Source organism: Bifidobacterium mizhiense (assembly GCF_020884755.1).
In the GTDB taxonomy this organism is placed as follows: domain Bacteria; phylum Actinomycetota; class Actinomycetes; order Actinomycetales; family Bifidobacteriaceae; genus Bombiscardovia; species Bombiscardovia mizhiensis.
Window position 1 is genome coordinate 1 of the sequence record NZ_BPWE01000006.1, and the last position, 17,389, is coordinate 17,389.

The following is a 17,389-nucleotide window of genomic DNA, read 5'->3' on the forward strand; positions in this document are numbered from 1 at the left end:
AAGGAGGAAACCAACCCACGAAAAACCCCGACACCAATTACACGCTCCCACGAAACCCCACAACAGGGGAAGGCACCGGACTGGCAATCAAAAAGCTATAAGTAGCACAAACACGCTCTTGAGTTCTCAAACCACCACCACACCAACAAGCCATTCAACTTCCTCCCGGAAGAAGAACCGCCGTGTTGAGCAGCAAGAGATAAACTTACCACGAGCCGGCCAAAACGCAACTCGGCCATTCTGTGAGAACCCTTAAAACCAGCAATAACAAGCCCTTAGACGGCGTGTCGTCATATGTCCCTTTCTTACTTTGAACCTCGCGAAGCTGGGACTTCAGCGTACCGTTTCTGCTTCATGCACACATTTTATTCACAAGGTATTGCTTGAGCCACTGCTGGGTCGGCGTGTCAGCATAGTCCTTCTGAATTCCGGTCACGGCCGGCTATATCCGATGCAAAGTTCGCCTTTCGCCCTCGATCGCCAGTCATCCACACCCTACGAATGCGAATGTTGATATAGGTGTATATTCGCGCACCAAGTTGGCCTTCGACTCATTGAGTCTATTAACGGATGGTAAGACGGGTGTATGAGCACAACAATTGCAGTACTGACCGGGGCGGGCATCTCGACTTCCGCAGGCATACCGGACTTCCGCGGGCCTGACGGGGTTTGGACCAAGCATCCTGATCAGATGAGCGTCTATGACCTGGACCTGTTCATGAGCGACCGGAAGCAGCGGGAGTATTCATGGCGGTGGCAAAAGGAATCGCCTGTATGGAAGGCCCAACCGGGAGTGGCCCACAAGGCACTGGCCAAGCTGGAGCAGGTAGGCATGCTGAACCTACTGGCTACGCAGAACTTCGATGCCCTCCACGAGAAAGCCGGCAACTCCGAGGACGTCATCGTCAACCTTCACGGGACCATCGGCACCTCCCACTGCATGAAATGCGGTCAGGCATACCGTACGGCTGACATCATGGCCAGGCTTGATCAAGAGCCCGATCCACACTGCCACAAGCCCATGCCCTACCAGGGCAACATGCCTTGCAATGGCATCATCAAGACTGATGTGGTCTACTTCGGTCAGGCCCTTCCCGAGGGCGCCATGGAGAAGAGCATGAGGCTGGCCAGCCAGGCCGATCAATTCTGGGTGATCGGCTCCACCTTAGAGGTGTATCCGGCGGCCTCGCTGGTGCCAGTGGCAGCCCAGGCAGGCGTGCCGATCACCATCATGAACATGGGTTCGACCCAGTATGATTCTCTGGCAACCCGACTCATCCACGAACCCATCGAAGAAGCGCTGCCCAAACTCGTTGACAAGACCATCGCCGGACAGGGATGATTCGCAGACTGCTCCGCCTATTTTTCGAAACAGGTTGACACTCTGCAGATTCCTGATGCCTCCCACTGATGGCTCCCACAGGTTCCTGTGTAAGCCATCAACCAAGTTCAGCAATGGGGATGGCCACTATGGCTATTCGCCCGGTCATGATCCTTGTCGCGGAAGCTTGGAAGACGGGCACCGGACCCTGGTTTCGATCGGGAAACTAGGCTCAGTAGTTCTGATGGACTTGGAAGCCCCGGCTGCGCAAGGTATCCAGAATCTGGGTGATGTGGTCGGGGCCGTTGGTCTCCACAGTCACCTCCAAGAGCACGCCGTTGTCATAGTGGCCGGAAGATTTGAACTGGTCGTGGTTGAGCTCGATCACATTGGCACGCAGATCGGCCAGGACCGTGGCCACATTGACCAGCTGGCCGGGAACGTCGGGCAGCTCCACGCCAAACTGCATGATGCGTCCGCGGGAGATCATCCCCCGCTGGATGACTGCGCCCATGGTGACTGTGTCGATGTTACCGCCCGAGATGATGGGGACAATCACGTGCGGCCCAGGAGCCGACCGGAAGACATCGGACTGCAGATCCAACTGTCCTAGGGCTGCCAAGGAGACGGCACCGGCTGCCTCGACCACCAGTTTGTGCTTCTCCAGCATGAATAGGATCATTTCGGAGATGTCGCTTTCGGTTACCTGGACCAGATCATCCATATAGCGACTGAGCAGAGCATAGTTCAGATCGCCGGGACGTCTGACGGCTACACCCTCGGCAGCCGTACGCATCTGGTCTGCTGCGACCACATGGCCGGCTGTCAGAGACTCACGCCAGGCCGGAGATCCGACTGGAGTGGCTCCAATGACTCTGACCTCAGGCTTAAAGGTCTTTATGGCGAGCGCAACACCAGCGCCCAGCCCACCTCCACCCAGGGGAACCACGATATCGGTGACATCGGGCACATCCTGAAGAATCTCCATGGCTATGGTTCCCTGACCGCAGACGACCTCATAGTCGTCAAAGGGCGGAACAAAGGTCATGCCACGATCACGTGCCAGCCCCAAGGCGTAGTCAGAGCTTTCATCGAAGACCTCGCCCTGCAGGACAACCTCGGCACCATAGGCCCGAGTGGCATCGACTTTGAGGGGCGGCGTGATCCGGGGCATGACAATGGTGGCCTTCGCGCCACGGCTGCGGGCAGCAAAAGCCACCCCCTGGGCATGATTGCCAGCGGAAGCGGTGACGATCCCGCGATCCAGCTCGTCCTGATTCAGCGAGGCCACCTTGTTGTAAGCTCCGCGAATCTTGAAGGATCCGGTCAGCTGCAGATTCTCCGGCTTGAGCAGAACACGATGGCCTATCCGAGCACCAAGGTCATCGGATTCCTCGATAAGGGTGTGGCGGGCCACGCCTTCCAGACGTTGGGCGGCTTTTTGCAGATCAGCGGCGTGATCGGCCTCGAGACAGGCAGTGATTTTTGAAGTATCCATGCTCCAAGTATGGTCGGCTAGGCCCGACTAATGGGGTCAGCCGTCAACATGGTGGACAACAAAACATACCGAAACCAGAACATGTGAGCAATCGAACGTTTGGGCACCCGAAGACCAGACAGGTATGAGAGCAGACCTTATACAACCGAAAACAACCTGACCAATAGTCAAGCGAACCGCCAACCACCAGTGAACTTGACGGATTTCACGAGCAGTCACCGGTAGTGGCTGGTGGTCACCGGTGATGACTGGCGGTCGCCTGCTTTACTTGTCGTCTGTGAGCTGCGCATGCGCCTCGTCAACCACGGTATGGTCATCGCGGAAGTCGTGGGAGACCACAGGCTCATCAGCGTCACGGGCCACGCCGGCACCCAGGTCGGCCAGCAGCAAAGTGACCGCGGTCGGGTCGTTGACCCGCAGTCGAGCCTTGGTCTGGCCCGGCCCGACCTTGATGGTCCAGCCCTTATCGGGCATGACGGCGAACATGGTTTCGTCCGTTTCATCGTCGCCCAGAGCCATCATGAAGTCGTAGTCACCGCTGTTGACGAAGGGCAGGATGGCCTGGCCCTTACTGGTGGCCACAGGCGTGACCTCAACGACCTTGGAGTTCTCCATGATCATCAGTCCCAGACCGACCACAACGCCACGCAGACGATGGAGCAGATCCTGACGCTCCTGTTCGGCCACCTGGGCATCGCTCATCCGGTAATGCCAGGCCACTGCATCGGACTTGCTCTCCACGAAGGAGCGGGGGACCCTGGTGGCCGACTCATCCATGATGGGCCGGATCACCTTCTGCCAGGTATCGGAGTCCGGCAGACCCTGCGCCCGCTGCCACTCGTCCGAGTTGCTGCCAGGCAGGTTGCGGTTCCAGGCGCCATGCTCAGCAATCAGCCCCACCGGCAGGTCACCGAACCAATCCTGCATGATCTGATGGCTGCGGCCGGAGACCAGCAGGAAGTCCACATCAGGATTACTCCCCACCTGGGTCAGCAGGCGGCGGAGGGCTTGGGTGGGCTTGGCCCGCTCAGGACGACGAACCAACGGGGTCAGCGTCCCGTCATAGTCACACAGGACCAGACGACGATGGGCGCCGTCCCACTGGCGAACAATGGCATTGTGGTGATCCATACGCAGCCTCCTATCTGTCATGCCCGGAGCGGACACCTGCCGCAGGGAGTCGAGGAATGAAGTGCACCAGTTGGCTGCAGTGCGCACCTTGAGCCGGGCCTGCATACGGATGTTGCGCCGCTTGGACTCCTCGGGGGTGATCTCCAGGGCGTTGTGCAGGGCCTCGCAGACCATATCGATGTCGTAGGGGTTGACGATGAAGGCATCCGTCAGCTCGTCGGCGGCCCCGCACATATCCGACAGAACCAGAGTGCCGTCGCGCCCGTCATGGCAGGCCAGATACTCCTTGGCCACCAGGTTCATCCCGTCGCGCAGGGGGGTGACCAGGGCTACGTCGCCGGCCGTGTAGATGCCGCAGACCGGCTTGATGGACAGGGAACGAGTGATGTAGTGGATAGGGGTCCAGGCCAGCAGGGAGTAGCGGCCATTGATCTCGCCCACCAACTGGTCCACCTGAGCCTTGAGCCGTTGATAGGACTCGACAACCTCGCGCGACGGGGTGGCCAGCAGGTAATAGGTGACATGGCCTACCCACTCGGGGTACTTGTCCAGCATGCGGCCGAAGGCCTGAAGACGCTCGGGCAGACCCTTGGTGTAGTCCAGACGATCCACCGAAACAATGACCTTGTTGGAGCGACTGCCCACCGAGGAGGCCGCCTGCTTGGCCAGCGTGGACTCGGGGATGTCCTCCTTCATGTAGTGGCTCCACCAGTTGGCATCCGAAGCGGTGGCTTCGTTGGCCGCCACGCCCTCGGCAGTCACCGAGGTGCGGTAGCGATGCCGCGGGGACTTGCCGCAGACCTCGTCGATCCCTCGACGCATGGCCCTGGCCAGGCTGGAGTGGGCGGTACGCCGGTAGAGGTTGTAATCGATGCCGATGGGGAAGGCGTCGATGGCTGCGCGATGGCCATCAGGCATCTCGACCACACCATCCCGGTTGACCGGCAGCTCTGGCAGCAGCCTGTGGAGCGAGGCCAGGAAACTGGCGGAGAAGTCCACGGTATGGAAGCCGATCAGGTTGGCGCCCAGGACGCCCTCCAAGATCTCGCGGCTCCAGGGCAGGGAGCGGAAGATCTCAGCACTGGGGAAGGGCACGTGCAGGAACCAGCCGATGGAGGCATCGGGGTAGCGTTCGCGCAGCATCTTGGGCAGGAGCATCAGATGGTAGTCCTGGATCCAGATGGTGTCGCCCTTGCGGATGAGCGGCTCCACGACCTGTGCGAAGCGCATATTGACCTTGCGGTACATCTCCCAGTCCTCCTGGCGGAAGACGGCCTCGTGGGAGAAGTCGTGGAAGAGCGGCCAGAGGGTGTTGTTGGAGAAGCCGGCGTAGTATCCGTTCAACTCCTCCTTGCTCAGAAAAATAGGGATGCACCGACTCTCCCGGTAGGCCTGTCGGATGCCGGCCAGCTCCTTTTCCGAATACTTCTGCGGATCGATGCCGCTCCAGCCGATCCAGAGGCTGTCCTTATGGGAACGGTGGTAGGGGCCGATGGCCGTGGCCAGACCCCCTACGTTCTGGTGCAAGGTGTAGGAGCCGTCTTCCTGTGCCTGCAGTGACATGGGTAAACGATTGGAGACAATGATCAGACGAGACATGCAACCCGCTTTCTTTTCCCGTCCGTGCCGGAATCGTCGGGATTGACCACGGCGCGGACCCATCGCCCCTGGACCCGGGGACCCAACCGGTCCCACAGGCCCATCGGGGCATCGCTGACTTCCACTCTAGCCGGGAACGCGTGTTAACGGCGGGGTTTTCATCAGAGTCGGTAAACGAAACCCTCCCATGGGGAGAGGCGACCGGTCAGCAGGGAGCTGGCAGTTTGCTCGGGCCGGTAGGTGGATATGAGGATCCGGTCGGGATCCACCGCACCAAGGGCCACGGAGGTGAATCCGGTCTGGTCCAAGCCCAGAAGCGCTGCGGTTTCAGGCGGTAGTGAGGCCGGTCGGCTGCTCAGATTGACCACAACCAGCAGGCGCTGGCAAGGCAGGGCATCCAGAACGCTGGCTGCCTCGGGTCCCGACTTGGGCTCCGGCGCCTGGTCCAGGGAGCGGGTGAATGAATAGATCTGATCCGCATCCGGGTCCAGAAGGGTGAAGTCGCCGGCTGCCACGACCGGATTGGTGTGCCGCAGGCGAATCAGCTCACGGTAGAAGGCCAGGACCGAATCAGGGTCACGCTGCTCGGTTTTGGCGTTGACCTTGTCCCTATTAGCATTGACTGCCAGCCAGGGCTCCTTGGGAGCGTAAGAGGCCGTGAAACCGGCGAACTTAGTGGAATCCCACTGCATGGGGGTGCGGGCATTGTCGCGGCTCATATAAGCCAGAGCGGCCATCATGGACTCCGGATCCTGTTCGTGCGCCTGGTCGACCCGCTGATGGTAGAGGTTGATGGATTCCAGATCCTGGTACTGATCAAGGCTGGTGAAGCCGGCGTTGGTCATGCCCAGCTCCTCACCCTGATAGATGTAGGGCGTCCCCCTATGCATGTGCAAAAGGAGCCCCAGGGCCTTGGCCGAACGCGAGCGCAGCTCCTCGCTGGAGGTGTCGCCCCAACGGGAGACGATCCTGGGCTGGTCGTGGTTGTCGAAGTAGAGGCTGGCCCATCCGGCCTTGGCCACGGCCTGCTGCTGCTCGTCCATGACCACCTTGAGCCGGGAGACCTGGAAGGGGTGGATGTCCCACTTGCTGTCCCCGGTGTCAACCTCGGTCTGAGTGAAGAGGAAGAGCATGTCCAGCTCATGGTTGGCCGGGTCGGTAATCTGCCCGCTGCGGGCAGGAGTCAGGCTCGGAGCCTCTCCGACTGTTAGGTAGCCCTGCCGACCCTGGAAGACCTCGCTACGCATCTGTCTGAGGAACTCGTCCAGCCGTGGGCCGTCCACGCAGAAGGGCACCGAGGACGAGTACCCCTCGGGCCCCACAGGACCGTCAGCGATGGCCGATCCGTCCTCGCCGGGCAAACGGCCCTCGGAGTCGACGGTCTTGGAGATCATGACGATCACATCCATGCGGAACCCGTCGATGCCCCGGTCCATCCACCAGTTCATCATGTCGAAGACGGCCTGACGAACCTGGGGGTTCTCCCAGTTGAGGTCGGGCTGCTTCTTGGAAAACAGGTGCAGATAGTATTCGCCGCGTTGCGGATCGTACTGCCAGGCAGAGCCTCCGAAGTAGGAGCCCCATTGGTTGGGCTCTGCGCCGGGGGTGCCGGGTTCGTGGCCTGCCTTGGCGGGACGCCACCAGTACCAGTCGGCATGCGGGTCATCCTTATTGCGGGAGGCCTGGAACCAGGCGTGCTCATCCGAGGTGTGGTTGACCACCAGGTCCATGACCACCTTGATGCCCCGACGGTGAGCCTGGTCCAGAAGCTCGTCCATATCGTCCATGGTGCCGAAGATGGGGTCGATGTCCTGGTAATCGGCAATGTCATAGCCGTTGTCGTCCTGGGGGGACTTGTAGACCGGGCTCAGCCAGATCACGTCCACGCCCAGGTCGGCCAGGTAATCCAGCCGTTGGGTGATGCCCGGCAAGTCGCCGTATCCGTCACCGTTGGTGTCCTGGAAGGATCGTGGATAGATCTGGTAGACCACTGCGTTGGCCCACCAGGGATTGGGGGTGGCTCCGTTGGTCCGTACCCGGTCGGGCAGCTGCATGCGTTCTTCCTGGGTCATGGTCCTCCTGGCCGGACGGGTTCGGACGTCCTTGTGCCACCCTCACTATAAATCACCCATTCACCCCTGGTTGGCCTGCTCCTCATGATGAACGCGGAAGGCCAGCTCGGCCAGATGGACGCCGTGGGTCAGGAACTCCTGGGTCCGGCAGACGTAGTCATGCTCACGGCCCAAGCGTGCCAGATAGCCGTTGATGTAGTCCACCTCAGTCGGGCGGCCCTTGGACATGTCCTGGTACATGGAGGGGTAGTGGAGGGGATTGCCCACGCGGCTGACGTAGTCCACCTCGTCCAGGGTCTCCTGCCGGGTCTGGATCAGCTGCTTGCCGGCCCGCTCGCAGGCATCATAAGCCTCGTCGATCAGCTGGCGGGACATATCCTTGGCACCCGGGTAGGAGACGAACTGGCCCATGGTGATCTGGTACATGGTGCAGATGGTGTTGACCACCGAGTTGAAGATGATCTTGGCCAGGCAGGTGCCCTCGAAGTTCTCGGTCAGGATGGGGTTGAGATTGGCGGCCTTGAAGTCCTCGGCCATCCGGCGCTCCAGATCGGTGGTCTCCTCGGTCATGGCGCACAGATGCACGGAACCAGCCCCGGACTTGCCGATGAAGTCCACATCGCCAGGCCCATTGAGGACCGTGCCGATCATGGCCGTGCCGCCGTAGATGCGCTCCTTGGGGAAGTACTTGAGCAGCTTGTCGAAGTGACCCCAGCCGTTCATGGCCGAATAGACCACCTGATGGTCGCGGAAGAGAGGGGCGCAACGCTCCAGAACAGCCTCCAGCTGCATCTGCTTGAGCATAATGATCCAGACATCGGGGTCGCCCTTGTATTCCTCGGGGGTGTAAATGTTGACGGGCACCAAATGCCGATTCTCATGATCGCGGGAGACATAGACGCCTCCCTGGTCATGAACCTTGTCAATATTGGGCATCCAGGTATCCACGAAATCAACCTGCAGGCCGGCCTGCTCCTGCAGCAGCACGCCCAGACGATAGCCCATGGCTCCGGCACCGATGACCGTATAACGCATCGAAACACACCCTCTTTGTTCTCTTGACTAGACAACGCACCTCCGGGGACCGGCCCGGGGGATACCAAGCAGTATGCCGAGGCGGCAGAAGGGAACCAAGGCGACGGTCGCATGGTGGACATAAGGACTGGAATATGCCTGAATTCCTGCACCTTGGAGGACTTGGCCGCATACACGGACATCCTGCAATCCCGACGAAAACGTCGACCTAGGCTGGAACCCATGCAGAAAGAACAGAGAGGAGCAGGAAGGATGGACCGGCGGACCCTGGCCATCCTGATCCTGGTGGGCGTGATCAGCGGATTCCTGTCGGGGATGTTCGGCATCGGCGGCGGATCGATCATCGTGCCTGCCCTGGTATGGACCGGACTGCAGCAACGGCAGGCCTCGGCCACCTCGCTGGCTTCCATGATTCCCATGTCGCTGGCCGGTGTGGCCTCCTACGCCTTGGGCGGGCATGTAGACTGGCTGGCCGCCCTCCTGCTGGCCGTGGGCACGGTCATTGGGGCGCAGATCGGCACCTGGCTGCTGGATCGGCTTCCAGAGGTGATCCTCAGATGGCTCTACGTGGGCTTCCTGATGGCAGTCATTGCCCAGCAGCTGCTGTCCACGCCCTCAAGGGAAAGCAGCATCCAGCTGAGCCCGGCGGTGGCCTTGATCATTCTGCTGGTCGGTGTCCTGATCGGAACCCTGTCAGGGTTGCTGGGCGTAGGCGGCGGAGCCATCGCGGTGCCTGCCCTGGCCCTGCTGGGCGCCAGCGATCTGATCGCCAGAGGGACCTCCCTGCTGGCCATTCTGCCTAGCTCCTTGTCAGGGACGTTCACCAACCTTCGTCACCACCTGGTCCACGCCGGTCAGGGGCTGCTTCTGGGCATCGTGGCTGCGCTGACCACACCGGTGGGCACCTGGGCGGCCTCAGGAGTCAGTGCACGAGTGGGCGCCAATCTGTTCGCCGCCTACCTCTGCCTGATTGTCCTGCGCTGCATCTGGGCGGCCCTACAGGTCACCCCGGCCTTCCAGCGGTACAGAGCCAATCACAACCATCACTGAAAAAAAAAAAAACAGGACTCAGCCCTGGCGGTGCCGGGCGAAGAAGTCGGCAAGAATCCCGGCACATGCCTGTTCACACACGCCGCCCAGCACCTCGACTTTTGATCCGGTGTGCGGGTCACGGGGCAGATCCCAGACCGATCCGCAGGCTCCCATCTTGGGATCCCAGGCGCCGAAGACCACCCTGCTGAAGTGGCAGGCCATCAGGGCTCCTGCACACATGGGGCAGGGCTCCAGGGTGACGACCATGGTGCACCCTGCCAGATCCCAGCCCGCATTGAACCTCCGGATGGCCTCCATCTCGGCGTGAGCCAGGGGACGACCCAGGGCCTGCCGCTGGTTGAAGCCCCGGCCGATGACCCGGTCCGAGGCATCCAAGATCAGGGCACCCACGGGCACGTCCCCCCGGTCACCGGCTATGCCGGCCAGCCGCAGGGCCTCCTCCATGGGCGCCTTCCACCGTTCTTGCACGGGTTCAGTCTGGCAGTCCAGCCCGACAGGTTGGTTCAGTTAATCATGCCGGCGATGCGGCGGCGCACATGGTGCAGGTGGCCCTTGGGCCGTCCGGATGTGTCGATGCCCCGCTTGGCCAGGAAGGCACGAACCATCTTGTCGCCTTCGCTGAAGATCAGGACCGTCAGTCCAATCCCCAGGCAGATGAGCCACTGGCTTGCGCTCAAGGGGGCCATGCCCAGAACGCCTGCAACCGGAGCCAGATACATGGCCCCCGCATGGATGCCCAGGGCCACGAACGAAGCCACCAGCAGGAAGGTGTTGTCCAGGGGATTGAGTTGGACGATCAACCTGTTCTCGGACCTGGCCGACATGGCGACGAAGAAATTGAAAAGGACCAGCAGGGTCAGGGCCATGGTCCGGGCGTGGGCCAGATCCATTCCCGCGTTGATGTTCAAACGGAACAGAACAAGGATGCAGGTGGCCATCCAGAGCCCGCAGACGGCAAGTCGCGCCCAGAGCACCCGCGAGAGCAGACCCTCACCAGACGAACGCGGGGGCGACTCCAGCTCATCGCCGTTGCCTGGTTCGAATCCCAGGGCGATGTCCTGGACGCCGTTGGTGACGAAGTTGATCCAGAGCATCTGCAGGGGCAGGAAGAGCAGGGGCTCCTCGGCAATCACATTGACCCCCACGGCGATCATGGCGGCTGCAGCTGTAGAAAGAAGGAAGTAGGCGGACCCGCGGATGGCCTTGAAGATGACCCTCCCCTGGCGCACGGCCTGGGTGATGGTGACGAAGTTATCGTCGGTCAAAACCACATCGCTGGCCTCCCGGGCCACGTCAGTGCCGGAGCGACCCATGGCGATGCCCACCGAGGCAGCCTTCAGTGCCGGGGCGTCATTGACGCCGTCGCCGGTCACAGCCACCACATGGCCCTCGTCCTGCAGGGCCTCCACAATGCGCAGTTTGTCCTGGGGGGAGACTCGGGCAGCGATGGAGGTCTCACGCAGACGGGCCCGGAGGACCTCGTCGCTCATCTCCAACATTTCGCTGCCGGTCAGCGCCTGATCGGTGTGCTCCAGTCCCAGGCGGCGGCCTATGGCGGCTGCGGTCACCGGGTGGTCACCGGTGATCATGACCACGCGGATGCCGGCTCCTGCGCATTCGGCGATGGCCTCGCGCACGCCGGGTCGAGGCGGGTCGAGCATACCCTCGAGCCCCAGGAAGGTCAGGTCGTCAGGTCGACGGCGGGAGGCGGGATCCTGGTCAGAGGAAAGGACCCTGCTGGCCACGCCTATGACGCGCAGCCCCTGGGAGCCCATGGCTTCATAAGACTTGTGTACGGCCTGGGTATCCAAGGGAACGACCTGGCCATCCGGGTCCAGCATGGTTCGACTCATGGCCATGACCGCGTCCGGAGCGCCCTTGACGTATTGGGTCAGGGTGCCGTCCGGGCTGCGGCGGATGGTCATGGAGTGGAGCAGCTCCGGCTCGTAGGGGGTCTCCATGACGATAGGAGCATCCAGGTCTTCAGTGGTCACGGCTCCAGTCTGGTCGGCCAGGCGGGCCATGGCCATGTCGACCGCGTCACCGCTGTACTCGATGCCGCCTTGTTCATTCGGCTGTCTGTGGGCCTCATTGGTCAGAGCCCCGGCCCGAGCAAGGGCAGCCAGACCGCGCATACGAGCGTCGTCGGATACAGCCGCTGCACCTAGGTCCAGGCCCTCGACGGGAACCGGCTGGCCGCCACCCAGGGTGAACTGTTCCACGGTCATGCGGTTCTGTGTCAGCGTACCGGTCTTGTCCGAGCCGATAACGGTGATGGAACCCAGGGTTTCAACGGCCGGCAGTGAGCGGACGATGGCATGGTATTCAGCCATCCTTGAGACACCCAAGGCCATAGCCACGGTCAGCACGATCGGCAGGGCCTCGGGCATGGAGGCCACCACCAAGGAGACCGCAGACAGGAAGGCCCCCGTAGCATCGCCATTGAGGATGGCTCCGCCGATGAAGACGAATATGGCCACCAGGATGACGGCGACGGCGATGCCCACCTCGGTGCGGTGGATGATCCGCTGCAGGGGCGTGCGGCCCTTGGCCACATGGACCAGATCGTTGATTTCGCCCAGCTCGGTGTCGGAACCGGTGGCTACCACCAGCCCGCGTCCACGGCCGCTGGTGACCATGGTGCCCGAGAAGGCCATGCATCGCCTGTCGCCCAGGGCTGCATCGCGGTCCACGGGGTCCGTATTCTTCTTGGCATCCTCGCTCTCGCCCGTCAGCATGGCCTCGTCGATGCGCAGGTGAAGGGCCTCAATCAATCGCAGATCGGCGGGGATACGGTCGCCGCTCTCCAGGAGGACCAGGTCGCCCGGGACCAGCTGGTCGGCGTCAATCTGCTCCATCCTGCCCTGGCGCACCACCCGTGTGGTGGGGGTGGACAGGGTGGTCAGAGCCTCCACGGCCTTGTCCGCCTTGGATTCCTGCACATAGCCGATGATGGCATTGAGAAAAAGGACCAGGAATATGGCCGCAGCGTCCACATAGTGCTGCAGAAAAATGGTGATGATGCCGCAGACCATCAGAACGGCGATCAGGGGGCCGGCGAACTGCTCCAGGAAAAGTTTCCAACGGGGTTTGGCCTGGGCCTCGGCCAGGCTGTTGGGCCCGAAGATTTCCAGTCGGCGTGCGCTCTCCTGCGTATCCAAACCTTGGTCCCCAGTGCGCAGGGTCTCCAGCACAGCCGAGGTCTCTAGGCTGTGCCAATCGGTGTCGTCGAAACGCATGTCAGTCCCTGCTGCCGCTGCGTTCTGATTTTTAATGCTTGTAGATGTCATGGATGATGTCATCGGTCAACCTGGCCTTTCCAAACCGGATCGGTCATTTGTCCCCGCATGCGACCCTCTGCAGTCTTTCTTGCAATCTTCCTTCTGGACCGGGGGATGTCCAAAAGCATCGGGGAAACGATAGCGTGCGCGCAAGTCCCCGGGGTCAAGAGATGGGGCTCCATGGTCAGCCGCCGCAAGCAGTGCCCGCTGGGAGGTTCGGAGCCTTCCCGGTCTTCATGAGTATACCGATTGAGCCGGCTCTTCATGCGCTTACGGGGGTCCCCGGGCCGGATTTTCACAAATGTTCGCCTATCGCGAGCGCAGTCTATCCACCATTTCGCCTTGAGGTGTCAACTTAGCGCACATTGTCCATCAATACTGTTCCTGGATATCGCCATTCCGTATAATGGACGATGCGACGTCGATCCTCATGCGACCCTGCACTCGGAGATTCCTTCATTGGTCGAACGAACCCTACTAGCCGGGCCTGCGGCAGCCCGCCCGGGATTGCGTGGCGGAAAGGAAGCCCGTGGAAACATTCATCCTCATTCTGTGCATACTTGCTGCCGTCCTCGTCTCTTCCTTCATCTCCAGATTCATTCCCCGGATCTCCACCCCCCTGGTCCAGATTGCCTTGGGCGCAGTCATGGCCCTGCTGCCCATTTTTCCGCGGATGCGGCTGGATCCTGAGCTGTTCATGGTCCTCTTCATCGCGCCCCTGCTCTACTACGAGGCCCACACCATCAACAAGGTGGAGCTGCTCAAGGGCTTGCGATCATCCCTTTCCCTGGCCATTGGCCTGGCTGCCCTGACCATGATCATGGTGGGCGTCATCCTGCACGCCGCCTGGCCCATGTTTCCCCTGGCTGCAGCCATGGCCCTGGGTGCCGCCCTGGGGCCCACCGATGCCGTGGCCGTTTCCTCCCTAGGCGAGAGCGCCGACCTCACACCGGACGAACATTCCATTCTTGCCGGCGAATCGCTCTTCAACGACGCCACTGGCGTCATCGGCTTCCAGTTCGCCATCCTGGCCACCGTGACCGGCTCATTCTCCCTGCCCCGGGCCCTGGGCGAGTTCCTCCTCGAGTTCGTAGGCGGCATCGGTTTCGGCCTGATCATGGGCTTCGTGGTCAACTGGCTCTTTGAGTCCGCCCGCCGCCTGGGCTGGGAGACCACTACCACCAGAATCCTGCTGGAGCTCTTCCTGCCTTTCCTGATCTACATGGTCGGGCAGAACATCCTGCATGTGTCCGGGGTCCTGGCCGTGGTCTCCACCGGGCTGCTGGTTCGCTTCGACCACACCGGAGTAGGCCCCAATACGTCCAAAGCCAACATCGTCTCATCCAGCGTCTGGAAAGTGCTCTCCTTCAGTCTCAACGGCGCGGTCTTCGTCCTCCTGGGCATGCTGCTGCCGGCGGCCATGGGCACCAGCTGGCGAGATCGGCGGGTCAGTAATTGGATGTTGGTGGCCACCATCACCCTGGTCTGCCTGACCGTGATCGTGCTGCGCTTCCTCTGGACCGCCAGCGTCCTGATCTTCACCAAGGACCATGAGACCGGCAGCAGACGACGGATCACATCCAAGCTCCTGAGGTCGGCGGCCGTCATGACCTTCGGCGGACCCAAGGGGACCATCACCTTATCCTTGGCCCTGACCATCCCCTATATGACCGACGACGGGTCAGCCTTCCCAATGCGCAGCGAGCTGATCTTCGTGGCCGCCGGGGTCATCATCGTCACCCTGGTGCTGGCCAACTTCGCCCTGCCGCTGCTGGCCCCTTCACAGAGCAGTGAAGTTCCGGCCCAACAGGTCGAAAAATCCATCAAGGTGCTCAGAGGCACAGTCCGGGAGCTCTCCAGCAGGATCACTGACGAGAACCGGCTGGCCATCCAGCACGTGATCAAGCAGTACAACCACCGCATCGCCAAGCTCAAGTCGCGGATCGGCCAGTATTCCCCCAAGGACTTCCAGGACCTGCAGGTGCAGACCATGGAGTGGGAGCAGGATTACATGGAGGAACGGCTGAGCCGGATTGAGGAGGCCCAGGATCAGCTGGAGGAGCGGCTCAAGAGCAAAGACGCCAGTATTGAGCAGGCACCTGCATCAGCACAGCCTGCGACCGAGGCCGAACCCAGCACCGAGGCCGAGACCGTGGCCGACAGGGATGCCGATGCCCAGCTGATCGACCAGCGCAGCGAGCGTGGCGACGACCAGGATGAACTGCTGAATCTGCGCAGCCAGGAACAAGCCGCCCGCAGGATTCTGTCCACCATATCCGGGTCCCTCTTCCACTTGGACAGGGGCGGAGAGCTCCGCTGGAGGGCCTACACGGCTCGCAGGCGACTCAGGGGGCTGCTGCACAGCCAGTTCCACCGCCTGAAGCACCTGACCCAGCCGATCGACAAGGACCGTGTCTTCGTGGCCGGACGCCACCTGCAGGCGGAGATGAACCACTTCCTGATTGAAAAGCTTTACTCCGAGCTGGGCAAGGGCCGCTTCAAGACCGAGGACCTGCTCAACACCATCATCAACCACCAGATGATCGAATCTTCGGCGGAGGGAAAGACCGAATACGCGGGCATGCCTGCCGTCAGAGATCAGGTGGAGGAGGCCAAGCGCGAAGGGTATGCCATCGAGCTGGGCCAGATCCAGGACATGGTCGAATCCGGAGAGATCTCGCGTACGACGGCCAGGAAGATGCGCCGCAACGTCTACGTCATGCAGGTCGATGCCGACTCGGCCCTGTGAGTCGATCTACATAAGGCCCGAGGTCACGTCGATCTCGCCCAGCCACTGGCGAAGGTCGTTCATCTCGCGCATGTCGACGGCATGGTCCAAGTGATCGTATTCGGTGGTGTGCAGCCATACGTGCTCGTCCAGCCAAGCGGCCAGGGCCCGGAATTCGTACTTGGGAACCGTGGTGTCATCCGAACCGAAGCCCAGAAAGACCGGCTTGTTCAAGCCAGCCAGGCGCTCATCCGCCGGAGCAGTGCCGGGCACTAGGCCTGGGGCAAGGAACCCGGACAGGCATATGGACGCCCGGTAGCGCTCAGGGTTGACCCGAAGCAGATGAACCGCCAGCATGGCTCCCTGCGAGAAGCCCATGGCCACCACAGGTCGGTCCTCCGGGATGTTGGCTGAAACCCAGGTGTCCACAGCCCGAGCCGCTGCATAGCCATCCCGATCCAGGTCCTCCTGTTCGGGACGCATATCGTGAAACCAGGTGTACCCCGGGCCGAACATGCCGCGCTCGCTGCCCGGCACCACCATGGGCGCCCGCAGGGATGCATAGTCGTTGTAGGGGGCCACGTAGCGCATCAGGTCAGCCATGTCCTCCTCGTTGGAGCCCCAGCCGTGCATGAGTACAAAAATGGGCCGCGAAGGGTTACCTGTGCCCTGCTTGCGGGACCAACGAACCTGCTCTACCTTGAGCTCCTGTCCAAAACGTCCCGGCACCACCGTGGAGGGCCGACCCACCAATCCGCCATCATCCTTTTGTGCTTGATCCATATCTGCCACGATAGTCGACTGGTCCGGTCATTCAATGCTGACTCATGAGCGGCTCGGCCTGGCCACCCCACTGGCCCTGCAGTCCGGTCACTTGGGCCTTACTACCCACCACCATCCAACGCTTGCCGGTCAGCAGCCATAGATCCTGGGGCTGCAGCCCACCTCCGTAGCGGGAGAGCAGATCAGGCACGCGGGCGCGGATGGGACCCTTGGCCAGAGATGCCGCAGAATCGTTGTCGAAGACCACGTAGGCCATGGTCGTATCCGTACAATACCGGGCCTGGGAGATGCCCACATACCCATCTAGGCCGATGTCATGCCAACCCGAAGCACACTGACCGACAGCCTTGTCGATACCGCCGGTCATAGCCTGGGCCGAACTGATGGGCGCTTCGTCACGCGCAGGAGCCTTGATGATGCCCTTGGGAAAAGAGTTGGCGATGAGCAGGCCTGCCACGGTCAGGAGCATTCCACAGATCAGAAGAATAATGCCCGCTGAGCCCACCGAGGGCCGGTTCGGGATTGTTCCGGAGTGACGGGCTATGACGACCAGGATTATGGTCAAAAGGGCAAAGGCCACGGAGACCCCCACCCAAGCCGAGATGCCCACCTGGCCTATGACCCCCAGCCTGGAGGGGGCTATGGCATGGGCCAGCAGGGCAGCGCCCGCCAGGGCAGAGACCAGCCCTGTGACTGCTGCAAATCGACTCCAGATGTTGGCATGGGCTATCTGAATAGGGCGCTCATCAATATCAGGGCGAGGAGGATAGGAGGCTGGCAGACCCTCGTCATACCCGCTGTCCGCCAGCCGCTGATCCAGCTGGTTGAATCCATCGGCCATCGACCTCGCCACCTTTCACGGTTGGTTTCAGTCTATGGGGACGGACA

At 61.6% G+C, this 17,389-nt stretch carries 11 protein-coding genes; 3 read left to right on the forward strand and 8 right to left on the reverse strand.

Translation table 11 applies throughout. The annotated features are described in order from the left end of the window. Positions 1–586: 586 nt before the first annotated feature. Positions 587–1,342, forward strand: coding sequence for a Sir2 family NAD-dependent protein deacetylase (locus LPC22_RS07555; RefSeq protein ID WP_229133360.1), 756 nt, complete (start codon positions 587–589; stop codon positions 1,340–1,342). Between the two features lie 211 nt (positions 1,343–1,553). On the opposite strand, the gene ilvA is transcribed toward LPC22_RS07555, so the two are convergent. The 4 genes from ilvA to LPC22_RS07575 form a co-directional block, all read right to left on the reverse strand. Next, positions 1,554–2,819, reverse strand: a complete 1,266-nt coding sequence (gene ilvA, locus LPC22_RS07560) for a threonine ammonia-lyase (RefSeq protein WP_229133361.1) — start codon at positions 2,817–2,819, stop codon at positions 1,554–1,556. Positions 2,820–3,083: 264 nt separating this feature from the next. Then, positions 3,084–5,612, reverse strand: coding sequence for a trehalose-phosphatase (otsB, locus tag LPC22_RS07565; protein WP_308443384.1), 2,529 nt, complete (start codon positions 5,610–5,612; stop codon positions 3,084–3,086). Between the two features lie 98 nt (positions 5,613–5,710). Then, entirely contained in the window at positions 5,711–7,621 is a 1,911-nt protein-coding gene (locus tag LPC22_RS07570) for a glycoside hydrolase family 13 protein (protein WP_229133363.1), read from the reverse strand. Between the two features lie 60 nt (positions 7,622–7,681). Then, a complete protein-coding gene (locus tag LPC22_RS07575; protein ID WP_024627574.1) occupies positions 7,682–8,656 on the reverse strand; it encodes a ketopantoate reductase family protein in 975 nt (324 codons plus the stop codon). A 162-nt stretch (positions 8,657–8,818) separates the two neighbouring features. On the opposite strand from LPC22_RS07575, the gene LPC22_RS07580 reads away from it, so the two are divergent. Continuing rightward, positions 8,819–9,706 (forward strand): sulfite exporter TauE/SafE family protein, encoded by an 888-nt coding sequence (locus LPC22_RS07580; protein WP_373312926.1) that lies wholly within the window; start codon positions 8,819–8,821, stop codon positions 9,704–9,706. A gap of 18 nt (positions 9,707–9,724) precedes the next feature. On the opposite strand, the gene LPC22_RS07585 is transcribed toward LPC22_RS07580, so the two are convergent. Beyond that, positions 9,725–10,153: a nucleoside deaminase gene (locus LPC22_RS07585; RefSeq protein ID WP_229133430.1), complete on the reverse strand. Its 429-nt coding sequence runs from the start codon at positions 10,151–10,153 to the stop codon at positions 9,725–9,727. Positions 10,154–10,212: 59 nt separating this feature from the next. Beyond that, positions 10,213–12,948: a cation-translocating P-type ATPase gene (locus LPC22_RS07590; RefSeq protein ID WP_229133365.1), complete on the reverse strand. Its 2,736-nt coding sequence runs from the start codon at positions 12,946–12,948 to the stop codon at positions 10,213–10,215. A gap of 571 nt (positions 12,949–13,519) precedes the next feature. Here LPC22_RS07590 and LPC22_RS07595 point away from each other — a divergent pair. Next, positions 13,520–15,739: a cation:proton antiporter gene (locus LPC22_RS07595; protein WP_229133366.1), complete on the forward strand. Its 2,220-nt coding sequence runs from the start codon at positions 13,520–13,522 to the stop codon at positions 15,737–15,739. A gap of 6 nt (positions 15,740–15,745) precedes the next feature. Here LPC22_RS07595 and LPC22_RS07600 read toward each other — a convergent pair whose 3' ends face one another. Next, positions 15,746–16,501: an alpha/beta hydrolase gene (locus tag LPC22_RS07600; protein ID WP_229133367.1), complete on the reverse strand. Its 756-nt coding sequence runs from the start codon at positions 16,499–16,501 to the stop codon at positions 15,746–15,748. Between the two features lie 31 nt (positions 16,502–16,532). Continuing rightward, positions 16,533–17,342, reverse strand: coding sequence for a hypothetical protein (locus LPC22_RS07605; protein WP_121913912.1), 810 nt, complete (start codon positions 17,340–17,342; stop codon positions 16,533–16,535). Between the last annotated feature and the right edge of the window lie 47 nt (positions 17,343–17,389).

Coding starts and splice junctions, on each gene's coding strand:
- LPC22_RS07555 (WP_229133360.1), top strand. CDS start 587: ATGAGCACAACAATTGCAGTACTGACCGGGGCGGGCATCTCGACTTCC.
- LPC22_RS07600 (WP_229133367.1), bottom strand. CDS start 16,501: ATGGATCAAGCACAAAAGGATGATGGCGGATTGGTGGGTCGGCCCTCC.
- LPC22_RS07575 (WP_024627574.1), bottom strand. CDS start 8,656: ATGCGTTATACGGTCATCGGTGCCGGAGCCATGGGCTATCGTCTGGGC.
- LPC22_RS07570 (WP_229133363.1), bottom strand. CDS start 7,621: ATGACCCAGGAAGAACGCATGCAGCTGCCCGACCGGGTACGGACCAAC.
- LPC22_RS07590 (WP_229133365.1), bottom strand. CDS start 12,948: ATGCGTTTCGACGACACCGATTGGCACAGCCTAGAGACCTCGGCTGTG.
- ilvA (WP_229133361.1), bottom strand. CDS start 2,819: ATGGATACTTCAAAAATCACTGCCTGTCTCGAGGCCGATCACGCCGCT.
- LPC22_RS07605 (WP_121913912.1), bottom strand. CDS start 17,342: ATGGCCGATGGATTCAACCAGCTGGATCAGCGGCTGGCGGACAGCGGG.
- LPC22_RS07585 (WP_229133430.1), bottom strand. CDS start 10,153: ATGGAGGAGGCCCTGCGGCTGGCCGGCATAGCCGGTGACCGGGGGGAC.
- otsB (WP_308443384.1), bottom strand. CDS start 5,612: ATGGGTCCGCGCCGTGGTCAATCCCGACGATTCCGGCACGGACGGGAA.